Origin of the sequence: Pacificispira spongiicola (genome assembly GCF_012926505.1) — a bacterium.
Classification (GTDB): domain Bacteria; phylum Pseudomonadota; class Alphaproteobacteria; order UBA8366; family Aestuariispiraceae; genus Pacificispira; species Pacificispira spongiicola.
Map to the genome: position 1 here is coordinate 493766 of NZ_JABBNT010000005.1, position 17111 is coordinate 510876.

General features: G+C 61.3%; 18 protein-coding genes and 1 tRNA gene. 4 read left to right on the forward strand and 15 right to left on the reverse strand.

Features of this window, described 5'->3' with window-relative positions; genetic code table 11:
- Positions 1-13 precede the first annotated feature (13 nt).
- The 8 genes from HH303_RS18170 to HH303_RS18205 all read right to left on the reverse strand — a co-directional run bounded on the left by HH303_RS18170 (position 14) and on the right by HH303_RS18205 (position 8468).
- Positions 14-322 (reverse strand): antibiotic biosynthesis monooxygenase family protein, encoded by a 309-nt coding sequence (locus tag HH303_RS18170; RefSeq protein WP_169626781.1) that lies wholly within the window; start codon positions 320-322, stop codon positions 14-16.
- A 28-nt stretch (positions 323-350) separates the two neighbouring features.
- The gene (locus HH303_RS18175; RefSeq protein WP_169626782.1) at positions 351-1169 is read right to left on the reverse strand and encodes an ATP-binding cassette domain-containing protein; all 819 of its coding nucleotides are present in this window, start codon (positions 1167-1169) and stop codon (positions 351-353) included.
- Positions 1162-2193 carry a FecCD family ABC transporter permease gene (locus HH303_RS18180; protein WP_227421905.1) on the reverse strand — a complete coding sequence of 344 codons (1032 nt, stop codon included), beginning with the start codon at positions 2191-2193 and terminating at the stop codon, positions 1162-1164. Before HH303_RS18180 ends, HH303_RS18175 begins: the two co-directional genes overlap by 8 nt.
- 82 nt (positions 2194-2275) lie before the next feature.
- Positions 2276-3145: a heme/hemin ABC transporter substrate-binding protein gene (locus HH303_RS18185; RefSeq protein ID WP_169626784.1), complete on the reverse strand. Its 870-nt coding sequence runs from the start codon at positions 3143-3145 to the stop codon at positions 2276-2278.
- A gap of 40 nt (positions 3146-3185) precedes the next feature.
- A complete protein-coding gene (locus tag HH303_RS18190) occupies positions 3186-5225 on the reverse strand; it encodes a TonB-dependent receptor domain-containing protein (protein ID WP_319637463.1) in 2040 nt (679 codons plus the stop codon).
- A gap of 176 nt (positions 5226-5401) precedes the next feature.
- Positions 5402-5740 (reverse strand): PilZ domain-containing protein, encoded by a 339-nt coding sequence (locus HH303_RS18195; protein ID WP_169626785.1) that lies wholly within the window; start codon positions 5738-5740, stop codon positions 5402-5404.
- 62 nt (positions 5741-5802) lie between these two features.
- Positions 5803-7080: an NAD(P)/FAD-dependent oxidoreductase gene (locus HH303_RS18200; RefSeq protein ID WP_169626786.1), complete on the reverse strand. Its 1278-nt coding sequence runs from the start codon at positions 7078-7080 to the stop codon at positions 5803-5805.
- A gap of 2 nt (positions 7081-7082) precedes the next feature.
- Positions 7083-8468: a glutamine synthetase family protein gene (locus HH303_RS18205; protein ID WP_169626787.1), complete on the reverse strand. Its 1386-nt coding sequence runs from the start codon at positions 8466-8468 to the stop codon at positions 7083-7085.
- A 255-nt stretch (positions 8469-8723) separates the two neighbouring features.
- Here HH303_RS18205 and HH303_RS18210 point away from each other — a divergent pair, with 255 nt between their 5' ends.
- The 3 genes from HH303_RS18210 to HH303_RS18220 are packed head-to-tail and all read left to right on the forward strand — an operon-like array spanning position 8724 to position 11545.
- A complete protein-coding gene (locus HH303_RS18210; protein ID WP_319637464.1) occupies positions 8724-10067 on the forward strand; it encodes a glutamine synthetase family protein in 1344 nt (447 codons plus the stop codon).
- An 18-nt stretch (positions 10068-10085) separates the two neighbouring features.
- Positions 10086-11048 (forward strand): GNAT family N-acetyltransferase, encoded by a 963-nt coding sequence (locus tag HH303_RS20325; RefSeq protein WP_169626788.1) that lies wholly within the window; start codon positions 10086-10088, stop codon positions 11046-11048.
- Positions 11045-11545, forward strand: a complete 501-nt coding sequence (locus HH303_RS18220; RefSeq protein WP_169626789.1) for a peptide deformylase — start codon at positions 11045-11047, stop codon at positions 11543-11545. Before HH303_RS20325 ends, HH303_RS18220 begins: the two co-directional genes overlap by 4 nt.
- 8 nt (positions 11546-11553) lie before the next feature.
- Here the strand turns inward: HH303_RS18220 and HH303_RS18225 are convergent, their stop codons facing one another.
- Positions 11554-12789 carry an aminotransferase-like domain-containing protein gene (locus tag HH303_RS18225; protein WP_169626790.1) on the reverse strand — a complete coding sequence of 412 codons (1236 nt, stop codon included), beginning with the start codon at positions 12787-12789 and terminating at the stop codon, positions 11554-11556.
- Positions 12790-13026: 237 nt separating this feature from the next.
- Here HH303_RS18225 and HH303_RS18230 point away from each other — a divergent pair, with 237 nt between their 5' ends.
- Positions 13027-13647 carry a LysE family translocator gene (locus HH303_RS18230; protein WP_169626791.1) on the forward strand — a complete coding sequence of 207 codons (621 nt, stop codon included), beginning with the start codon at positions 13027-13029 and terminating at the stop codon, positions 13645-13647.
- 26 nt (positions 13648-13673) lie between these two features.
- On the opposite strand, the gene HH303_RS18235 is transcribed toward HH303_RS18230, so the two are convergent.
- From HH303_RS18235 to HH303_RS18260, 6 genes are all read right to left on the reverse strand, one after another.
- Positions 13674-13749 (reverse strand) — tRNA-Phe (locus HH303_RS18235).
- A gap of 110 nt (positions 13750-13859) precedes the next feature.
- Positions 13860-14084: a DNA gyrase inhibitor YacG gene (locus HH303_RS18240; protein WP_169626792.1), complete on the reverse strand. Its 225-nt coding sequence runs from the start codon at positions 14082-14084 to the stop codon at positions 13860-13862.
- A 1-nt stretch (position 14085) separates the two neighbouring features.
- Positions 14086-15480 (reverse strand): ribonuclease E/G, encoded by a 1395-nt coding sequence (locus HH303_RS18245; RefSeq protein WP_169626793.1) that lies wholly within the window; start codon positions 15478-15480, stop codon positions 14086-14088.
- The gene (locus tag HH303_RS18250) at positions 15474-16061 is read right to left on the reverse strand and encodes a Maf family protein (protein WP_169626794.1); all 588 of its coding nucleotides are present in this window, start codon (positions 16059-16061) and stop codon (positions 15474-15476) included. The genes HH303_RS18245 and HH303_RS18250 overlap by 7 nt, the downstream gene beginning before the upstream one ends.
- A gap of 1 nt (position 16062) precedes the next feature.
- Complete coding sequence (locus HH303_RS18255; protein ID WP_169626795.1) at positions 16063-16503, reverse strand: arsenate reductase ArsC; 441 nt, start codon at positions 16501-16503, stop codon at positions 16063-16065.
- A 92-nt stretch (positions 16504-16595) separates the two neighbouring features.
- Positions 16596-17090 (reverse strand): UPF0262 family protein, encoded by a 495-nt coding sequence (locus HH303_RS18260; RefSeq protein ID WP_169626796.1) that lies wholly within the window; start codon positions 17088-17090, stop codon positions 16596-16598.
- Positions 17091-17111 lie beyond the last annotated feature (21 nt).

Here is a 17111-nt window from a genome sequence, read left to right on the forward strand (position 1 = left end):
GTGACGGTCCGGATCAGTCGCCGACGACGGATTCGAAGCCTTCGAATTTCGGCGGGCCGACATAAAGCTTCTTGTTGTTCCCGGCATTCGCATGGGCCTGACGGAAATTGTCGGACTGCGTCCAGGCCTCGAACGACCCGCGATCCTTCCAGATCGTGTGCGAGGCATAGAGCGCGCCGTCTTCCGTATCCGGGCCTTTCAGCAGATGAAAACTGACGAAGCCCTCCATTTCGTGAAGCGTGGACTTCCGATTCCGCCAGACATCCTCGAATTCGGCCTCACAGCCCGGAACGATGGTAAAGCGGTTCATGGCAACAAACATGGTCTGTATCCTTTCTAAAGAGCGGCAACTAAACCGCCGCAGATGGCGCGAGGACCGGGGTGATCCGCAAATTGTTTTGCGGTCCGCGGTCCACGTCGATTTCTGTTTCATAGATGGTGCTCAACCGCTCGGCGGTCATCACCTCCGCCGCCGATCCCAGCGCGACCAATCGTCCCTGGCACAGCAATGCGATACGGTCGGAAAAGGCGGCGGCGAGGTTCAAGTCGTGCAGGACGACCAGGACACCGACACCGCGCGACGCTGCGCGCCGGGCAACCTTCATGACCGCGATCTGGTGCACGAGATCCAAACTCGCCGTCGGTTCGTCGAGGAGGAGGTACCGCCCGCCGGTCGAGGCCTTTCCACCTGCCTTAGCCATGTATTCCGCCCCGGCAAGCTGGCCGAGGACGCGGGCCAGATGCGCGCGATGACGCTGACCGCCGGACAGGACATCCGCCCGGTGACCGGCCCTGGCGGAAAGGCCGACATCGTCCAGCGACTCCCGAACGATTTCTTCCGTCCGTTCCGGCGGCACCTGCATCGGAATGGAAAGGCCCGCCAGTTGCCCGACCGTGAAGGCGGCGGATAGGGTCGGGGTCTGTTCCAACACCGCACGGCGGGTCGCCAATTCAGCGGAGGAATAATTGGGCAGTGGGCGGCCGTCCATCAGGACCGACCCTTCCCCCTTCCACCGGTCGCCCGCCAGAGCGGCCAGTAGAGTGGATTTTCCGGCGCCGTTGGGGCCGCACAGGGTCATCACCTCCCCCGGCGACACGCCCAGGCTGACCCCATCGACGGCGACGATATGGCGTCCGAAACGAACGGTGACATCACGGGCTTCAAGCATTGAACCCACCCCCATTGACTCCCCCCCCGCGCGTGCGCATCCGCGCCAACAGCAGCCACAGGAAGAACGGACCGCCGATCAGGCTGGTCGCCAAGCCGATCGGCGGTTCGGCGGGGGGCACGGCGGTGCGGACCAGAAGGTCGGAAAATAACAGCAACGTTGTGCCGATCAGGGCGGAGGCCGGCAGCACCAGCCGATGTTCCGGCCCGACGATCAGGCGCGCCATATGCGGCGCGACAAGACCAATAAAGCCGATGGGCCCGGCGGCGGCGGTTGCCGCGCCGACCGCAATCGCGCTCAGGATCGCGACATTGCGTTTCGTCGCCTCCACATCTAACCCGGCGTGATAGGCTGCCCGTTCCCCCAATTGGAACAGGTCCAGCGCCCGTCCCATGCGGGCGATACCCGCCACGGCGGCCAGGACAATGCCCGCGGAAATCAGAACCAGCGTCCAGTTGGACGCGCCCAAAGACCCCATCGTCCAGAAGGTCAGGTCGCGCAGTTGCCGGTCGTCGCTGATATAGACCATCGCCCCGATAAAGGCCCCGGCGATGGCATTGATCGCCACACCGGCCAGAATCAAGGTTGCAATGGAAGTCGTCCCCGCACGCCGCGACACGCCGAAGACCACGGTGGTCACGAAGGCCGCGCCCGTAAAGGCCGCGACCGGCAGCAGAAACGGGCGCACCGCCATGGGCAAATCGGTGATGATGGCGTCGCCAAGCACGATGGTCGCGACCGCGCCGACCGCTGCCCCACCCGTCACCCCGATCAATCCCGGATCGGCCAGCGGATTGCGCAACACGCCCTGAAGCGAGCAGCCGGACATTGCGAGCCCAAGCCCGACCGCCATACCCAGGAACAGACGCGGCGCGCGGATTTCGGTGACGATGGCGCTGCTGAGCGCATCGCCCTCCCCCATCAAGGCCCGGTAGATTTCACCGAGCGACAGATTGACGGCCCCGAAGATCAGTTCCGCCAGCGCGGCAAGGATCAGCGCCAGCATCAGCAAGAGGAAAAGCATCGCGGTCCGCCCGCCCAGGATGCGTGACCACCCCCGGTTAGCACCGGGGGCTGTCGGAGCGGATACCCGAGAGGACATGGTGCTACTGGCCATTCTTGCGCAACGCCTCTCCCAGTTCGGCGATCGCTTGCGGCGTGCGCGGCCCGAAACCCAGCAACAACATGCCGTCCATGATGATCGCCCGTTTGTTTTTCCCGGCAGGCGTCAGTGCGAATTCCGGCCGCTCCAGAACCTTGTCGGTCCCACCGTGCTGATCCGCGCCGCGCTGCATCATCAACACGACGTCGGGCTGGGCGGCCAAAACCGCTTCCCGCGTCATCGGTTTGTACCCTTCGATGGATTTCGCCGCGTTGATGCCACCCGCCATTTCGATGATGGACTCAGCGGAACTGCCCGTCCCACCGACGGTCAGCCCGCTTTCGCCCATCGTCAAAACGAACAGGACCTTCGGTCGCTCGCCCGTCCAGGCCTGGGCCTTCTCGATTTCGGCGACCATGGCGGAACGCACCTCCGCCGCCAGGGCATCCGCCTGTTTCGGCAGACCGATTGCCTGTCCGACGAAGCGGATTTTCGCCGGAACGCCGTCCACCGTTTCCTGATCCGGCGCCAGGGCCACGGCGACCCCGGCGGCGCGCAATTGATCCAATGCCGCCGGCGGCCCCATGTCATAGGCACCAAGGACAAGATCGGGTTCTAGGGACAAAATCCCTTCCGGCGAGATGCGGCGGACATAGCCGATCTGTGCCTTTCCAGTCGCCTCTGCCGGATAGACCGACGTGCTATCCACCCCGACCAACCGATCCTGCGCGCCCAAGGCGTAGACGATTTCGGTCAGGTCGCCCCCCGCCGATACGATACGTTGCGGGGCGGCTTCGTCGGCGGCGACACCGTTCGAAAAAGCGGCGCCCCCGGCAAATAGAAGACCGGCAATGGTCGGCATGAACAGCTTCATCGTCGTTCCATCCTTTTCCTGATTGGTCCCAAAGACCGTCTTAGAACTGCTTGGCCAGGGTCAGCTTGAACGTCCGGCCCTTCGCCTGGTCATTGGCCAGGAATTCGCGATAGGCCTTGTCCATGACGTTATCGACCCCGAAGCGGAATTCCGCGTCCTTCAGGTAGCCTTCATCCGGCGTCCAATTGACATAGACGTCGTGGACGACATAGCCGTCGCTGGGTGTGGTGAAGGTAGAGCTGAATTTCGTCTGCTCACGGGCAAAGACCCCGCGCCAACCGAAGTCCAAATCGTATTCCGGCATGCGGCCGCCCAGCGTCAGGACCAATTCGTCCGCAGGGATCGTGTCCAGATGGGCATCGGTTTCCGTGTCTTCACCACGGATCATCGTGTAGGCGGCCCGGCTGTAGAAGTAGTCGGAGTTATAAGAGGCCTCCAACTCGACCCCTTTGATCTCCGCTTCCCCCACATTTCGATAAGGGGCGGTGCGCGCCGCCCGCTCAATCAGGTCGTTGACCTTGTTCAGGAAAACGGTTCCCTTCGCAGACAGGGCATCCCGTTCCAACGCGACATTGTCGAGCGTCATCGACACGCCGCCTTCATAGTTTAGCGACTGTTCGGACCCGAGTTGGGCATTGCCGCTGCCGCCGTCGTACAGTTCGTCGATAACCGGCATACGTTCGGTATAGGCGACCGACCCGAAGACGCCCCAGTTCCGGTTCAACTTGTACATCGCCGCCAATTTGGGCGAGACAGCAGAGGCTTGGAAATCTTGACGGTTGCCAGTCACGTCGTCATTCGGCTCCAATTCCTGCCAATCGACGCGGATACCGGGGATCAGGGTCAGGGTATCGTTCCAAATGAACTCGTTCTGAGCGAAGACACCGATACGGTCACCTTCCCCGCCCGGATGAATACTCACATTCGTGCCGCTGAAGCTCGTTGTGGATTCCTTGTCCGCAGTACGTTTTTGCAGCACGTATTCCATGCCCGCCGTCAGGAAGTTTTCATACCCGTCACCAACGAACGACGCGGTGTTCTGTGCGCGCAAGCTCCAGATTTCATAGTCATAAGTGATCGGATCGTAGATTTGCGACCCACCGGGGCTGGACGCGTTATCCTGCTCGTTCTGGGAACTCGTGTAAGACAGCGTCACGTCGGCATCGATCAGATCGTTGTCGACCGGCGTGTAGCCGTAGCCGAAAACCATCGTCTGGTCGGTGACTTCGCGGTCGATCGTGCCGAAACCGCTGGACGTGCCGGTCTGGGCATAATCTTGACCGCTGCTATCCGTGTGCCACAGCTGATAAGATGCCTTCACCTCATGCTGAAGATCGTCCCCGAAGGTATACTTCCCCTTCATCAGCCCCGACTCGGCGCGGAAGGCGGAGCCGTTGATTTCATCGCCATGGCCGTCCTCGAAGCTGCCGGAGCGGCGATAGTTCAACGCGCCCACGACCTCGAAATTCTCAACCGGCTCCGCCGCGCCGATTGTGGAGGTCAGGAAACCGTGTCGGTTGGAATTGAAGCCGAGTTTCTGACGCAGCGTGTAATCTTCGCCGTCGCGCAGAAAGTCGCTGGCATCCTTGGTCGTCAGGTTGATCGCCCCCGCCAAGGCACCGGAACCGTAAAGCGTGGACGATGCCGGACCGCGCAGGACTTCGATCCGCTTATACAGTTCGGGATCGGTGAACAGCGACCCCATCCGGTACTGTTCATAGAATTTCTGGGCACCGTCGACGGTAATGATCAGGCGGTTTTCGTCCGCCGGCGATTCCGGCGCGCCAAAGCCGCGAATGTTGAAGCTTTCCCCCAGCACCCGGTCGGACCCGACCGCCTTCACGCCCGGCAGATCGGTGACGGCATCCCCAATGGTGGTCGCCTGTTCCGTATCCAGGTCTTCCTGATCGACGACGGACACCGACTGCGGCGTATCGATGGCCACTTTTTCCGCACCGGCGGACACGACAATGCGGTCCATGGTGGTGGTGCTTCGCACGGTTTCGGTTTCCTGCGCCAGGGCGGCAGGGCTCACCGTCGCCAGCAAAATACCGGCATATGTGATGGTTCTCGCTTTCACGACCCAAGCTCCTATTTCTCGTTTTTGCAGTTCTTACTGGCTGCCTAGCGAGAGGGCTGGGTGACCGTTACGGCGGGCTTGATAGTGCGAATTACTCGCAATTGCAATATGTAAATTCAATAAAATCCCAACGGCCCCCGACAGGACCGTCCAGGAAACCCTCTGTTTCTATGGAATTAATGGCCGACCGTTTGAGTCGTGATGATGTCTTGAAGCGGGTCGAACTGGTCCGCATCCACCTTCATGAATGCGATGCACAGGACCATACCTTCCTCATCCGTGCCGACGACACGACTGGGGATATCCAATGTCGTGAACTCGTCCGGCATCAGCGAGGCCATGACCTCATCCCCAACATCCAAGCCTTCCTGATCCGGATAGAAGCCGAAGCCACCGAGGCTCAGATCAGTCAATCGTCCCTTGATCCCCCCGACTTCGGCGGGCAGACGCACTTTCACGCGCCGTTCCTTGCGGCGGTCGCCGGGTTTGATAATGCTGATAAGGCGACTGAACATGATTACCCTTTCACCCGAAACGCCCCCGTCCCATAGATGCAAGGATCAAGCCATATCCGTCGTTAGGCAAGCGCGTCTCTAAGCCGATACCAGAACATTCCCAACGTCAGCAACGGCGTTCTGAACCGCCCGCCGGGGAAAACGGGATGTTTGAAACGCGTCATGACGTCGAACTTCTCCGCCTGACCGCGCAGGGTATCCGCCAATATCTTACCGCACATATTGCTAAGCGCCAGCCCATGCCCGGCATAGCCCTGTGCGAAATAGGTGTTCTTTCCGATCCGACCCAAATGCGGCAGCCGATCGACGGTAATCCCGATATGGCCGCCCCAGACATGATCGATCTGCACGCCTTTCAGCCTCGGGAACACCCGAAGCATACGCGGGCTGACAAAAGATCCCAAATCCTTCGGTTCAATCCCGGAATAGGTGGCGCGGCCGCCGAACAACATCCGCCGATCCGCGCTGAGGCGATAATAGTCAACGATGAAGTTGCAGTTCGCCACCGCATCGTCCTGCGGCAGGATGGCTTGCGCCTCGCTCTCGCTCAACGGTTCCGTGGCGATGATATAGCTGCCGACCGGCATGATGCGGCGATACAGATACGGTTCCGTTTCACGCAGATAGGCGTTCCCGGCCAGGATCATGTGCTTCGCACGGACGACGCCCTTCGCGGTATGGATCGCGGGACGGTCGCCGGTATTGAGTTTCGTCGCACGGCTGCGTTCGAAAATCTTCACCCCCGCCGCGCTCGCCGCCTTCGCCAAGCCCAGGCAAAAATTCAGGGGATGCAGGTGCCCTGCCCGGCCTTCCCACAAGGCCCCGACATAGCGGTCGGACCCGATCCGCTGTTTGACGTCGCCACCGACCAGCAATTCGGTTTCCGTGTAACCGAATTTGGCGAATTCCTCCTGCATCTCATGCAGGTCGGACATTTGGCTTTTGCGCTCCGCAGCGTGCAGATAACCCCATTTCAGATCGCAATCGATACCGTATTTCTCCACCCGATCCTTGACCAGCTTCGACGCACCGTCGCCGATCTCCCAGGCCGTCTGCACATATTCCTCGCCGATCATCCGGCCGATCTGCGCCATGGACTTATTGAACCCGGTGCAAATCTGCCCACCGTTACGCCCGGACGCGCCGAAACCGACGGTCTCCGCCTCCACCACGGCGACGGAATACCCGGCTTCCGCCAGTTCCAAGGCAGCGGACAGGCCGGTATAGCCCGCGCCCAGGACGGCAACGTCCACCGTGACTTCCCCTTCCAGCGGGAAATGACTGGGCGCGTCATGGGCCGTGGCCCGATAATAGGAATGTGTCGCGTCAAACTTCGCCATCATTACACCGTGCGCAGGTACCATTCATAATCCAGGGGCGGTATATGCGCCTGGAACGTATCGTTTTCAAAGCTGCGGGCAGCCGCATAGGTCTCGCAGTAATGGGCGCCCAGATATTTCGGCAGCACCGTGCTGTCGCCGAATTGATTGAGCGCCTGCCACCAGCGCAGCGGCAAATGCGTCACCGGCTTGTCGTAGGCATTGCCGCGTTCGATCGGCCCCGGATCGATCTTGTTGACCAGACCGTGATGCACCCCGGCAAGGACGGCCGCCATCGTCAGATACGGGTTGGCATCGGCCCCGGCGACACGGTGTTCGACACGCATCCCTTTCGCATCCGCGCGCGGAATACGCAAGGAGACAGTCCGGTTGTCGACGCCCCAAGCGGTATTGATCGGCGCATAGGAATTGGATTGGAACCGACGATAGGAATTCGCATTCGGCGCAAAGATGGCCATGCTGTCCGCCATGCTGGAGGCGAGACCGCCGATGGCGTGTTTCAGCGACGGCGCGACCGGCAGGCCAGTTTCCTGATCGTGTGCACCGGCGAAGATATTGTTGCCGTCCTTGTCAATCAGACTGAGGTGAATATGCATGCCGCAGCCCGCGCGTTCCGCGAACGGTTTCGCCATGAAGGTCGCGACCATGCCGTGCTTGCGCGCCACGCCCTTGATAATGCGCTTCAGCAGGATGGCATCGTCGCAGGCTTTGATCGGATCGTCGACGTGATGCAGGTTGATTTCATACTGGCCCGGCCCGTATTCCGCCGTCGCCGTATCGGCGGGCACGTCCTGCGCCACGCAGGCGTCTTCGACATCTGTCAGGAAATCCTCGAACTCGTACAGTTCCTCAATGCCATAGACCTGTGTCGTCGTTTGCGGCTGTCCCGTCGCGGGGGACGCGGCGGTCGACGGACGCCCCTGTTCGTCCAGGCGGGCATCCAGCAGATAGAATTCCAGTTCGATCGCGGTCACCGGCGTATAGCCCATATCGACCAGCGGCTGGGCGGCGCGCGCCAGGATATAGCGCGGATCGGCAAAGAACGGATCGCCGTCGCGCGTCACCATGGACGCGATGACCTGCGCCGTCGGCGCATTCGCCCAGGGAACGGGTTTCAGCGTTCCGGCCACGCCCAGGCAGTTGAAATCCGGATCGCCGTCGCGCGTCCCATAATGGATCGTTTCGCAGTTCCGGCCCGTCGCATCCAAAAGATAGGTAGACCCCGGCAGGGCCACGCCGCCTTCATGCAATTTGTCGATCGCCTCGACCCCGATCCGCTTGCCGCGCAGGATGCCGCACATATCGGGGAGGAGCATATCCACCCCCTTCAAGTTCGGATTAGCCTTCACAAAGGCGTCAACTTCTTGCTTACTCAACCAATCGGTCATCCGTGATCACCGTTTCTGAATTTTTCCGCCGACCCCCGTCGGCGCAATATGGCAACCGGGTGGCTGAAGAGGAGGTTTAAAGATCAAACGCCGATTAGCGCTTGCGGTCTCGTAAGACTATAAGGCATAAAAAATGTGATCACAATCTTTGGAGCCGCGCTGTCCTGGTGCGGAAGGGGAACCAAGAAATCCGACCGTCGCGAGGACGGATCGGGACCTTCCGGGGGATTTAAGACGCGGCCGGTGAGGCTTCACGTGACCAATCTGAACGAATGGGTAGCCACTCGCAATATCGACGAGGTGGAATGCCTTGTCCCCGACATGTCCGGCATCGCGCGCGGCAAGATCCTGCCCGCCAATAAATTCCTGAAAGGCCTGGAAGACCGCGGCATGCGGATTCCGGAATGCATTTTCATCCAGACGGTGACCGGCGAATTCGTCTGGGATACCGACGTCGTGTCGGATACCAACCGGGACATCGCCATGGTGCCGGACGCGAATACGATTCGCCTCGTCCCCTGGTATCCAGAACCGGTCGCACAGGTCGTCTGCGACGTTTATCATCTGGACGGAACGCCGGTGGATATCGCCCCGCGCCAAGTCTTGCGTCGAATATTGGATTTGTATGCGAAGAAAGGCCTGAAGCCGATCGTCGCGCCGGAACTCGAATTCTATTTCGTGAAAAAGAACCTGGACCCCGATTATCCGCTGGAGCCGCCGATCGGCATGTCCGGGCGTCAGGAATCGGGCCGTCAGGCTTATGGGATCGAGGCCGCGAACGAATTCGACCCGATTGTCGAGGATATCTACGACTTCTGCGACGCCGCCAATCTTGACGTCGACACCATGGCGCACGAAGCCGGCGCGGCGCAAATGGAAATCAACTTCAATCACGGCGATCCGCTGGAGCTGGCGGACCAGGTCTTCATGTTCAAGCGCGTCGTCCGTCAGGCGGCGTTGAAGCATGACATGTACGCCACCTTCATGGCGAAACCGCATCAGAACCAGCCGGGTTCCTCCATGCATATTCACCAGTCGCTGGTCGATATGTATACGGGCAAGAACGTGTTTTCGACCAAGACCGGCAAGGATTCGAAAACGCTGTTGAACTATATCGGCGGCTTGCAGCGCTATATGCCCGCGGCGATGCCGCTGGTGGCGCCGAACGTCAACAGTTACCGCCGGATCGCCCGTTATTCCGATGCGCCGATCAACGTGCATTGGGGCCATGACAACCGGACATGCGGCCTGCGCGTCCCGGATTCGGAACCGGAGGCCCGCCGCATCGAAAACCGTCTCGCCGGATCGGACGCCAACCCGTATCTGGCACTGGCGGCGACGCTGGCCTGCGGTTATCTCGGCATGAAGGAAAAGATCAGCCCGTCCAACCCGGTGGAGGGCGATGCCTATCGATTTGCCTTCGGCCTGCCGCGGCACCAGGGCGACGCGCTGAACAAGCTGAACTATGCCAAGCCGTTGAAGGACACGCTGGGCGAATTGTTCGCCAAGGCCTACATGGACACCAAGAACTACGAATACGACCTGTATCAGCAAGTGATCAGTTCCTGGGAACGCGAAAACCTGCTGCTGAATGTCTAAGGGGAGTTGGGAGCGCCCGTGTCTCTTTCCATCCAATGGGATGTCCTGACGGCCAAGACCTGGCACCTGAAGGACGAGACAGGCGTTCCCCTCAACCTGCTGCAAAGCAAGGACTACGCCGCCGCCCACTGCGCCGCGACGAAGCAAATATGCCGCCTTGGGCGTCTGTCCTGGGATGGCGTTCCTGCCGGGTTCGTGCAGCTATATGAAACCGGGGCCCTGGGCGGGGCGCTGCACACCGTGACCCTGGACCGTGGCCCGGTCTGGTATTACGGATTCGGCACCGCTGGGCAGAACGCGGCCTTCTTCCAGGCCTTCGCCGACCTTTACCCTCGCCGCCTGGGCCGTATGCGCCGGATCATCCCGGAATTGGAAGATACCCAAGCGAACAGGGCCATGCTCGACTCCCTGGGCTACAAGCGGAAGGCGGGACCCGGCTACAAAACGCTGCTGCTGGACCTGACGCAGGATCTGGAAGATATCCGTGCGGGAATGCGGAAAAGCTGGCGTGCGACATTGAAGAAGGCGGAGTCCCGCAGCCCCGCGCCGGACTTGGTCTGGGACGATAATGCGAAGCCGCTCGCCCCCTTCGCCGGAATTTATATGCATGACCGGAAGCAGAAAGGATATAGCGGCCCCTCCCCGGATTTGCTGCAGGCGTTCGGGCGCAGTTTCGGCGTAACCGGGACCATGCCCATCGGCCTTGCCATGCTGGACGGCAGGCCCGCCGCGGGTGTCCTGATCCTCCGCCACGGCAGCGCCGCGACTTATCAAGTCGGCTGGACCCTGCCGGAAGGTCGCGATATCCAGGGGCACCACCTGCTGCTGTGGGATGCAATCCAGCGGATGAAGGCAGACGGCGTCGCCTTGTTCGACCTGGGCGGCATCAATGAGACGGAGGCTGGCGGCGTCACCGATTTCAAACGCGGTCTGGCCGGAAAGCAGGCCCGCGAACTAACTCTTGCGGGGTTCTATACATGACCGTCCGACCGATTCTGCGTTATCCCGATCCCGGCCTACGTCAACCCGCGCAGCCCGTTGAGACCTTCGACGCCTCCATCACCGACCTGATCGCGGATTTGACGGACACCCTGCGCAGCGTGTCCGGCATCGGCATCACCGCGCCGCATATCGGCGTATCTTTACGCGTCTATATCCTGAACATGCCGGGCGAGAACCGCATCCGCCCCTATATCAACCCCCGCATCACCTGGATGTCGGAGACCCTGAACCGTCATGAGGAAGGCAGCGTGTCCATGCCCGGCGTCACGGATACGCTGGAACGATCCGCCGAAATCCGCCTGTCCTATCAGGATGCGACGGGGCAGGAATGGGAGGAAACGGCGGAGGATTTCCTGGCGGTCTGCCACCAGCACGAAATCGACCAATTGGACGGCGTCTTCTGGATTCAACGCCTGTCGAAACTGAAACGGGACCGGCTTGTGAAGCGGTTCTCGAAGCTGGCCCCCACTCGTTAAGCGTCTCGTTAAGCGGCTTCACCGACCTGATTGTGGACGCGCCGGATCAGGTTGGCGAGGCGTTCGATCCCGTCGCGAATCCGTTCCGGCGACCCGGCGGAGAAGCTGAGCCGGCAGGTATTCGTACCCGACTTGTCGCAGAAGAAGGCCTGTCCGGGCACGAAGGCGACCTTTTCCGCCTCCAGCGCCTGTTCCAGCAGGGCACGGGCATCGAACCCTTCCGGCAGGGTCAGCCAGACGTACATGCCGCCTTCCGGGCGGGTGAAGGTTACGTTTCCGGGCATGAAGTCGGTCAGCGCCGACACCATCGCATCCCGTTTCGCGCGATAGACCCGCCGCACCGTCCCCAGGTGACCGGGGAAGGCTTTCTTCGCGGCGCGCAGGGCAACCGCCTGATTGACGGTGGAGACGTGCAGGTTGCTGGCCTGCATCATCAGGACCATCCGGTCGATCAGCGGACGCGGCGCGGTGAGCCAGCCGATGCGCATCGCGGGAACCAGTGTCTTGGAGAAAGTGCCCAACTGGATGACGGTCCCGGCATCCGCGCTATCCGCCCCTTCCCCATCCAGGGCCAGCAGCGACGGCAACGCCGCCCCGTCATAGGACAGTTTGCAATAGGCCGCATCTTCGATCAGCAACGCGCCATAGCGCTGCGCCAGCGCCAGCACGTCGCGGCGCCGTTGCAGCGAATAGCGCAGACCCGTCGGGTTCTGGAAATCGGGCTGCAGATAGGCAAGCCGCGCACCGCCCTGGAACGCCGCTTCCATTTCCGCCAGGAGCGGCCCTTCCGCATCCATGCCGACACCGACATAGGCCGGGGAGCGGCAGGCGAAGGCCTGCATCGCGCCCAGATAGCTGGGCTTTTCCACAATCAACTGCGTCCCCGGCGACAGCAGCAGTCGCGCCAGCAAATCCAGGCCCTGCTGCGCCCCATTGGTGATCAGGATATTGTCGATGGATCGCTTCGCGCCATCTCCCGCCATATCGTCGGCAATCCAAGAGCGCAGGTCCGGCAACCCCTCACTGATCGAATATTGCAGCGCCGACCGGCCCGCGGCTTCGTCCGCCATCAATTCGGCATAGACGGCGCGGAACTCGCTCAACGGAAACAACGTGGCGTCGGGGACCCCACCGGCAAAGGAAATAACCTCCGGTCGCTCCGCCACTTTCAACAGGTCGCGGATTTCAGAGGCCGTCAAAGCCCGGGCGTCTTCAGCAATGAACGAGGTCCAATCGGCACGCATGGTTGTTTCGATCCCCAGAAGCATAATAGGTCAACATCACTGCCCTTATATCGCGCCACACACGACAAACATCAAGAATATTTTTTTGTGGGCCTCTATTTTGAAATAAAATTACCATCACATTTTTTAATCACGTATTTGTTCCGCTGACCGCAAGGACTGACGACCGGGGCACCTGTTGTCCGGTGGAGCCTGATACGCCAAGAATGCATGGAAACATTTGGGAAAAGCTGTCGTATGACCATCGAAACTTGGCTCGCCTTCACGTCCGCCTGCATCGTCCTGACGCTTATCCCGGGACCGAGCGTCCTGCTCGTGATCGGACAGTCCATCACGCGGGGGAAACGCGCGGCCATGATGTGCATCCTTGGAGACGTCCTCGGCGGCATCGTCCTGATGGGACTGTCCTTCGCCGGTGTCGGGGCCATACTGGCGGCCTCCGCCGCGCTGTTCCAAATCGTGAAATGGGCGGGCGTCGTCTATTTGGCCTATTTGGGATATCGCCAGATTGCGGAAGCACGGCGCGACACCGAGACACAGGAAACGGCGCCTCTCGTCACATCATCCTGGGGCAGTTTCTGGGCCGGTACGGTGACGGCGATCCTCAACCCCAAGGCAATCGTCTTCTATATGGCGTTCCTGGCGCAGTTCATCGATCCGGCAAAAGAACTATTGCCGCAACTGACAATCCTGACAGTCACATCGACACTGGTCGTCATGGTTCTATTAGGGGCCTACGCAATGATCGCCGCCCGCGCCCGCCAAACGTTTCGCAGCCATCGCGCCCGGCGGCGCATGGGCTATACCGGCGGCACATTCATGATCGGCGGCAGCGTGCTAATAGCCACAACCCGATAGAACCGACAAAATTTGTAAGGGGGAAGTGGTGCCCAGGGACGGAGTCGAACCGCCGACACTGCGATTTTCAATCGCATGCTCTACCAACTGAGCTACCTGGGCACAGGCTCCACAGTGGACGGCGTTCCGTCCAGAGCGACGCCTGTTTATGGGATACGAACGCGTCTGACAAGTCCTGTTTAGGACTTTGTTACGGAATTTTATCGCCGCTTCTAAACGTCTTCGTCATCCGACCGCGACCGCCGGACGGAGTCCATCTGATCCTCCGGTCCTTCGTCCGTTTCGATGCGATAGGCCTCCCCCAGCCAGCGGTTCAGATCGACCTGCTTGCAGCGCGTCGAACAGAACGGTTTCAGCGTCGGCTCCGTCGGCTTGCCGCAGATCGGGCATTTTGGCTTCTTGCGCTGGGTGATGCTCGTCCGGTCGGGGTCCAACATCCTATTTCTCCAGCCTGACATCGATACGCGCGGCACCGGGGCGCAATTCGATGCCCTGCCCCAGCCGCGTTTCGGCCTCCTTCAACGCTTCGCGCATCGTGCCCTTGAAGGCATCGGCCGCGGCCTGGGAGAGATCGGCGACCGGCTTGCCCGCGCCCTTCAGACGCAGGGCACGACGCAAAACCTCCGCCGCTTCCGCATCCGGCGACATGCGACGGACGGCACGGTCCGACAGATACAGATCGGCAAGGCTGGGGCCAATGCGCTGACGCGTCACCTCCACCAATCCGGCGGCGGTGATCCCCAGGACGTCGGTATGCCCTTCCGCCCCGCGCAAACGGCTGCGCAACACATCCAGCAACGACTTCATCTTGCCGCGCCCTTCGATCCCCGCGAAGTCGATGACGACCAATCCGCTGATCTTGCGCAGGATGATCTGGCGGGCGATTTCCTCTGCGGCGCGACGGTTCAGGCGATGAACCGCCTCTGCCTTCGACGGGCCCCTGGTCGCGTTGGGCCCGCCTTGTTCCGCCGTACCGATATCGACATCGATGGCGGTCAGCGCACGGGTTTCCTCAATGAACAATCGCCCACCGCCTTGCAACGGCACTTCCGGCGCCAGCGTCTCTTCCAGGACTTCGGACAAGCCCGCCTCATCGAACAGGGACTTGCCGCCGCTATGCAGCGCCAGCGTATCCGCAAGGTCAGGATAGAACTCTGCGCACAGTTCCTCCGCCCGCGCCTTGTCGAGGCGGTCATCGAAGGCGATACGTGCCTCCGGCCCTGCATCGCGCAGCATCCAGGTCACGAAATCCGTCGGCGGCAGCAATTCGGCGGGGGCTTTCGCGCTCTTCGCCGCCGTCTGGATATCCTGCCACAGCGTGCGCAGCGCCGCCGCCTCCGCCGCCAGGACGGAGCCTTCCACCGTCCAGGACGGCGCGCGCAGGATTAGATCGGTCTGGTCGGCGATCGCGGCCTCCGCCGCTTCCAACGCCATGGCACGGTTCCGCCCTTGGCCCAGAGAGCGCGCGCATTGGAACCCGTTGCCGCGCCCTGGCTGCAATCCGATATAGCGGCCCCATAGGATGACTTGGCGCAACGCCGCCGGTCCCTTGTCGTCATGGGCGTCGCGGGAAATTTGGACGAGGATCGCCTCCCCCTCCGTCAAGTCCTTCGCCCGCGCCAACAGGGCGGAGCCCGCCGGACCGAGGTCCAGGAAAGCCGCGCCCAGGCGTTTGTCGATGGACCGGACGCGCGCCAAGTAGATCGCGCCGGTCAGACGCGGCCGGGAGGGGCGTTCCACTTCAATGGCGATGGCGCGCCCGTCCCCATCCAGGAGACCGGCCCGCCGTTCCCCCGGTGAGGTTTCGATATAAATTTCAGACGCGCTTACCATGTGCCCAAACCGTTCGCTTTCAAAAGGGCCGCCGTCTCGAACAGGCCGAGGCCGACGACATTGGAATAAGAGCCGGATACCCGGCGGATATAAGCCGCGGCGAGGCCCTGGATGGCATAACCGCCCGCCTTGCCCCGCCAATCCCCCGACGCGATATAGGCATCGATTTCCGTCGGGTGCAGGCGCTTGAAGATGACCGCCGTTTCAACCAATCGCGATTGGACCCTTCCGTCGGTTCCGATCAGCGATATGCCTCCATACACTGTATGGCGCCGCCCGGACAGCAGCGTGAGGCAGTCCCGCGCCGTCTTTTCGTCTTCTGCCTTCGGCAGGATCCGGCGACCGAGACCGACGACGGTATCTGCCGCCAGGACCAGGGCCGGACGTTCCAATGCGTCGAAAACGACACGCGCCTTTTCCAATGCGAGTCGCTGCGCATGGGCGCGCGGCAATTCGCCTTTCAACGGCGTTTCGTCTAACTCCGCCGGTACAACCTTATGCGGGACGATACCGATCTGCGCCAGCAAATCCAGGCGGCGCGGGCTGGCGGAGGCTAAAACGAAAGTGGGGCCGTCGGTCAAATCATTCTACCGGAAATGTCTTCAGGATACGTTGGCGGATCTGGTCGCGTACTTGGCGATAGGCGTCAAGCCTTTGCTCTCTGCTGCCATCGATAATCGACGGGTCGAAGGTGTTCCAAAACACGACATCGCAGGCCATGGTCCGGGTCAATTCGACAGCGTGGTGCTGCGCCTCCGGCGACAGGGCGACGATCGTGTCGAAGAACGTATCCTCCAACTCATCGAAGGTTTTGGAGCGATGGCCGGACATATCGATGCCGATCTCGCCCATCACCTGCACCATCATGCCGTCCAATTCCCCGGATCGGGCACCAACGGAATCCACGTAAACCTTGTTGCCATGAAGCTGCTTCATCAACCCTTCCGCCATGGGGGAGCGGATGGAATTCATCGTGCAGCAAAACATGACAGCATCGGGTAGGTCGTCGGCGGAATAGATCATTTCGCGCGCCCAGCCCTAGTTCCGCCAGCCATTCGGTCCGCCTGCCATTCGATCCGCCCACATCCGTCCGGTTCGCCCCCTTCCCGCCGCGATCAGCCGCGAATATGGAGAACGCAGACCAGGGTGAACAGCCGCCGCGACGTCGCCTTATCGACTTCGATCTTATCCTTCAGCGCGTCGACCAGGACGTCGGCCCCTTCGTTGTGCAACCCGCGCCGGGCCATATCGATGGTTTCGATCTGGCTGGGCGACAGCTTCTTGATGGCGTCGTAATAGCTGCCGCAAATCTGGAAATAGTCGCGGACGATCCGCCGAAAGGGCGACAGCGGCAGGTTGATATCCGTCAGATGGTCGCCTTTTTCGTTATCGACGCGGAAAACGATGCGTTTCCCGTCCTCGATTCCCAGGCGCACCTTATAAGGTCCCTTGAAATCGCCGACGGGCCGAAACCGGTTCATGTCCAGCAGGTCGTACATGGCGACCTTGCGCTCGTGTTCGACCTCGACACTGCGGCGAATAATGGTGCCTTCATCCAGGTCGAGCGCGACGATCTTATCGGTCGCTTCATCGAATTTCGCGGTGGTCATGGCCGATCCTCCCTCTGCAGA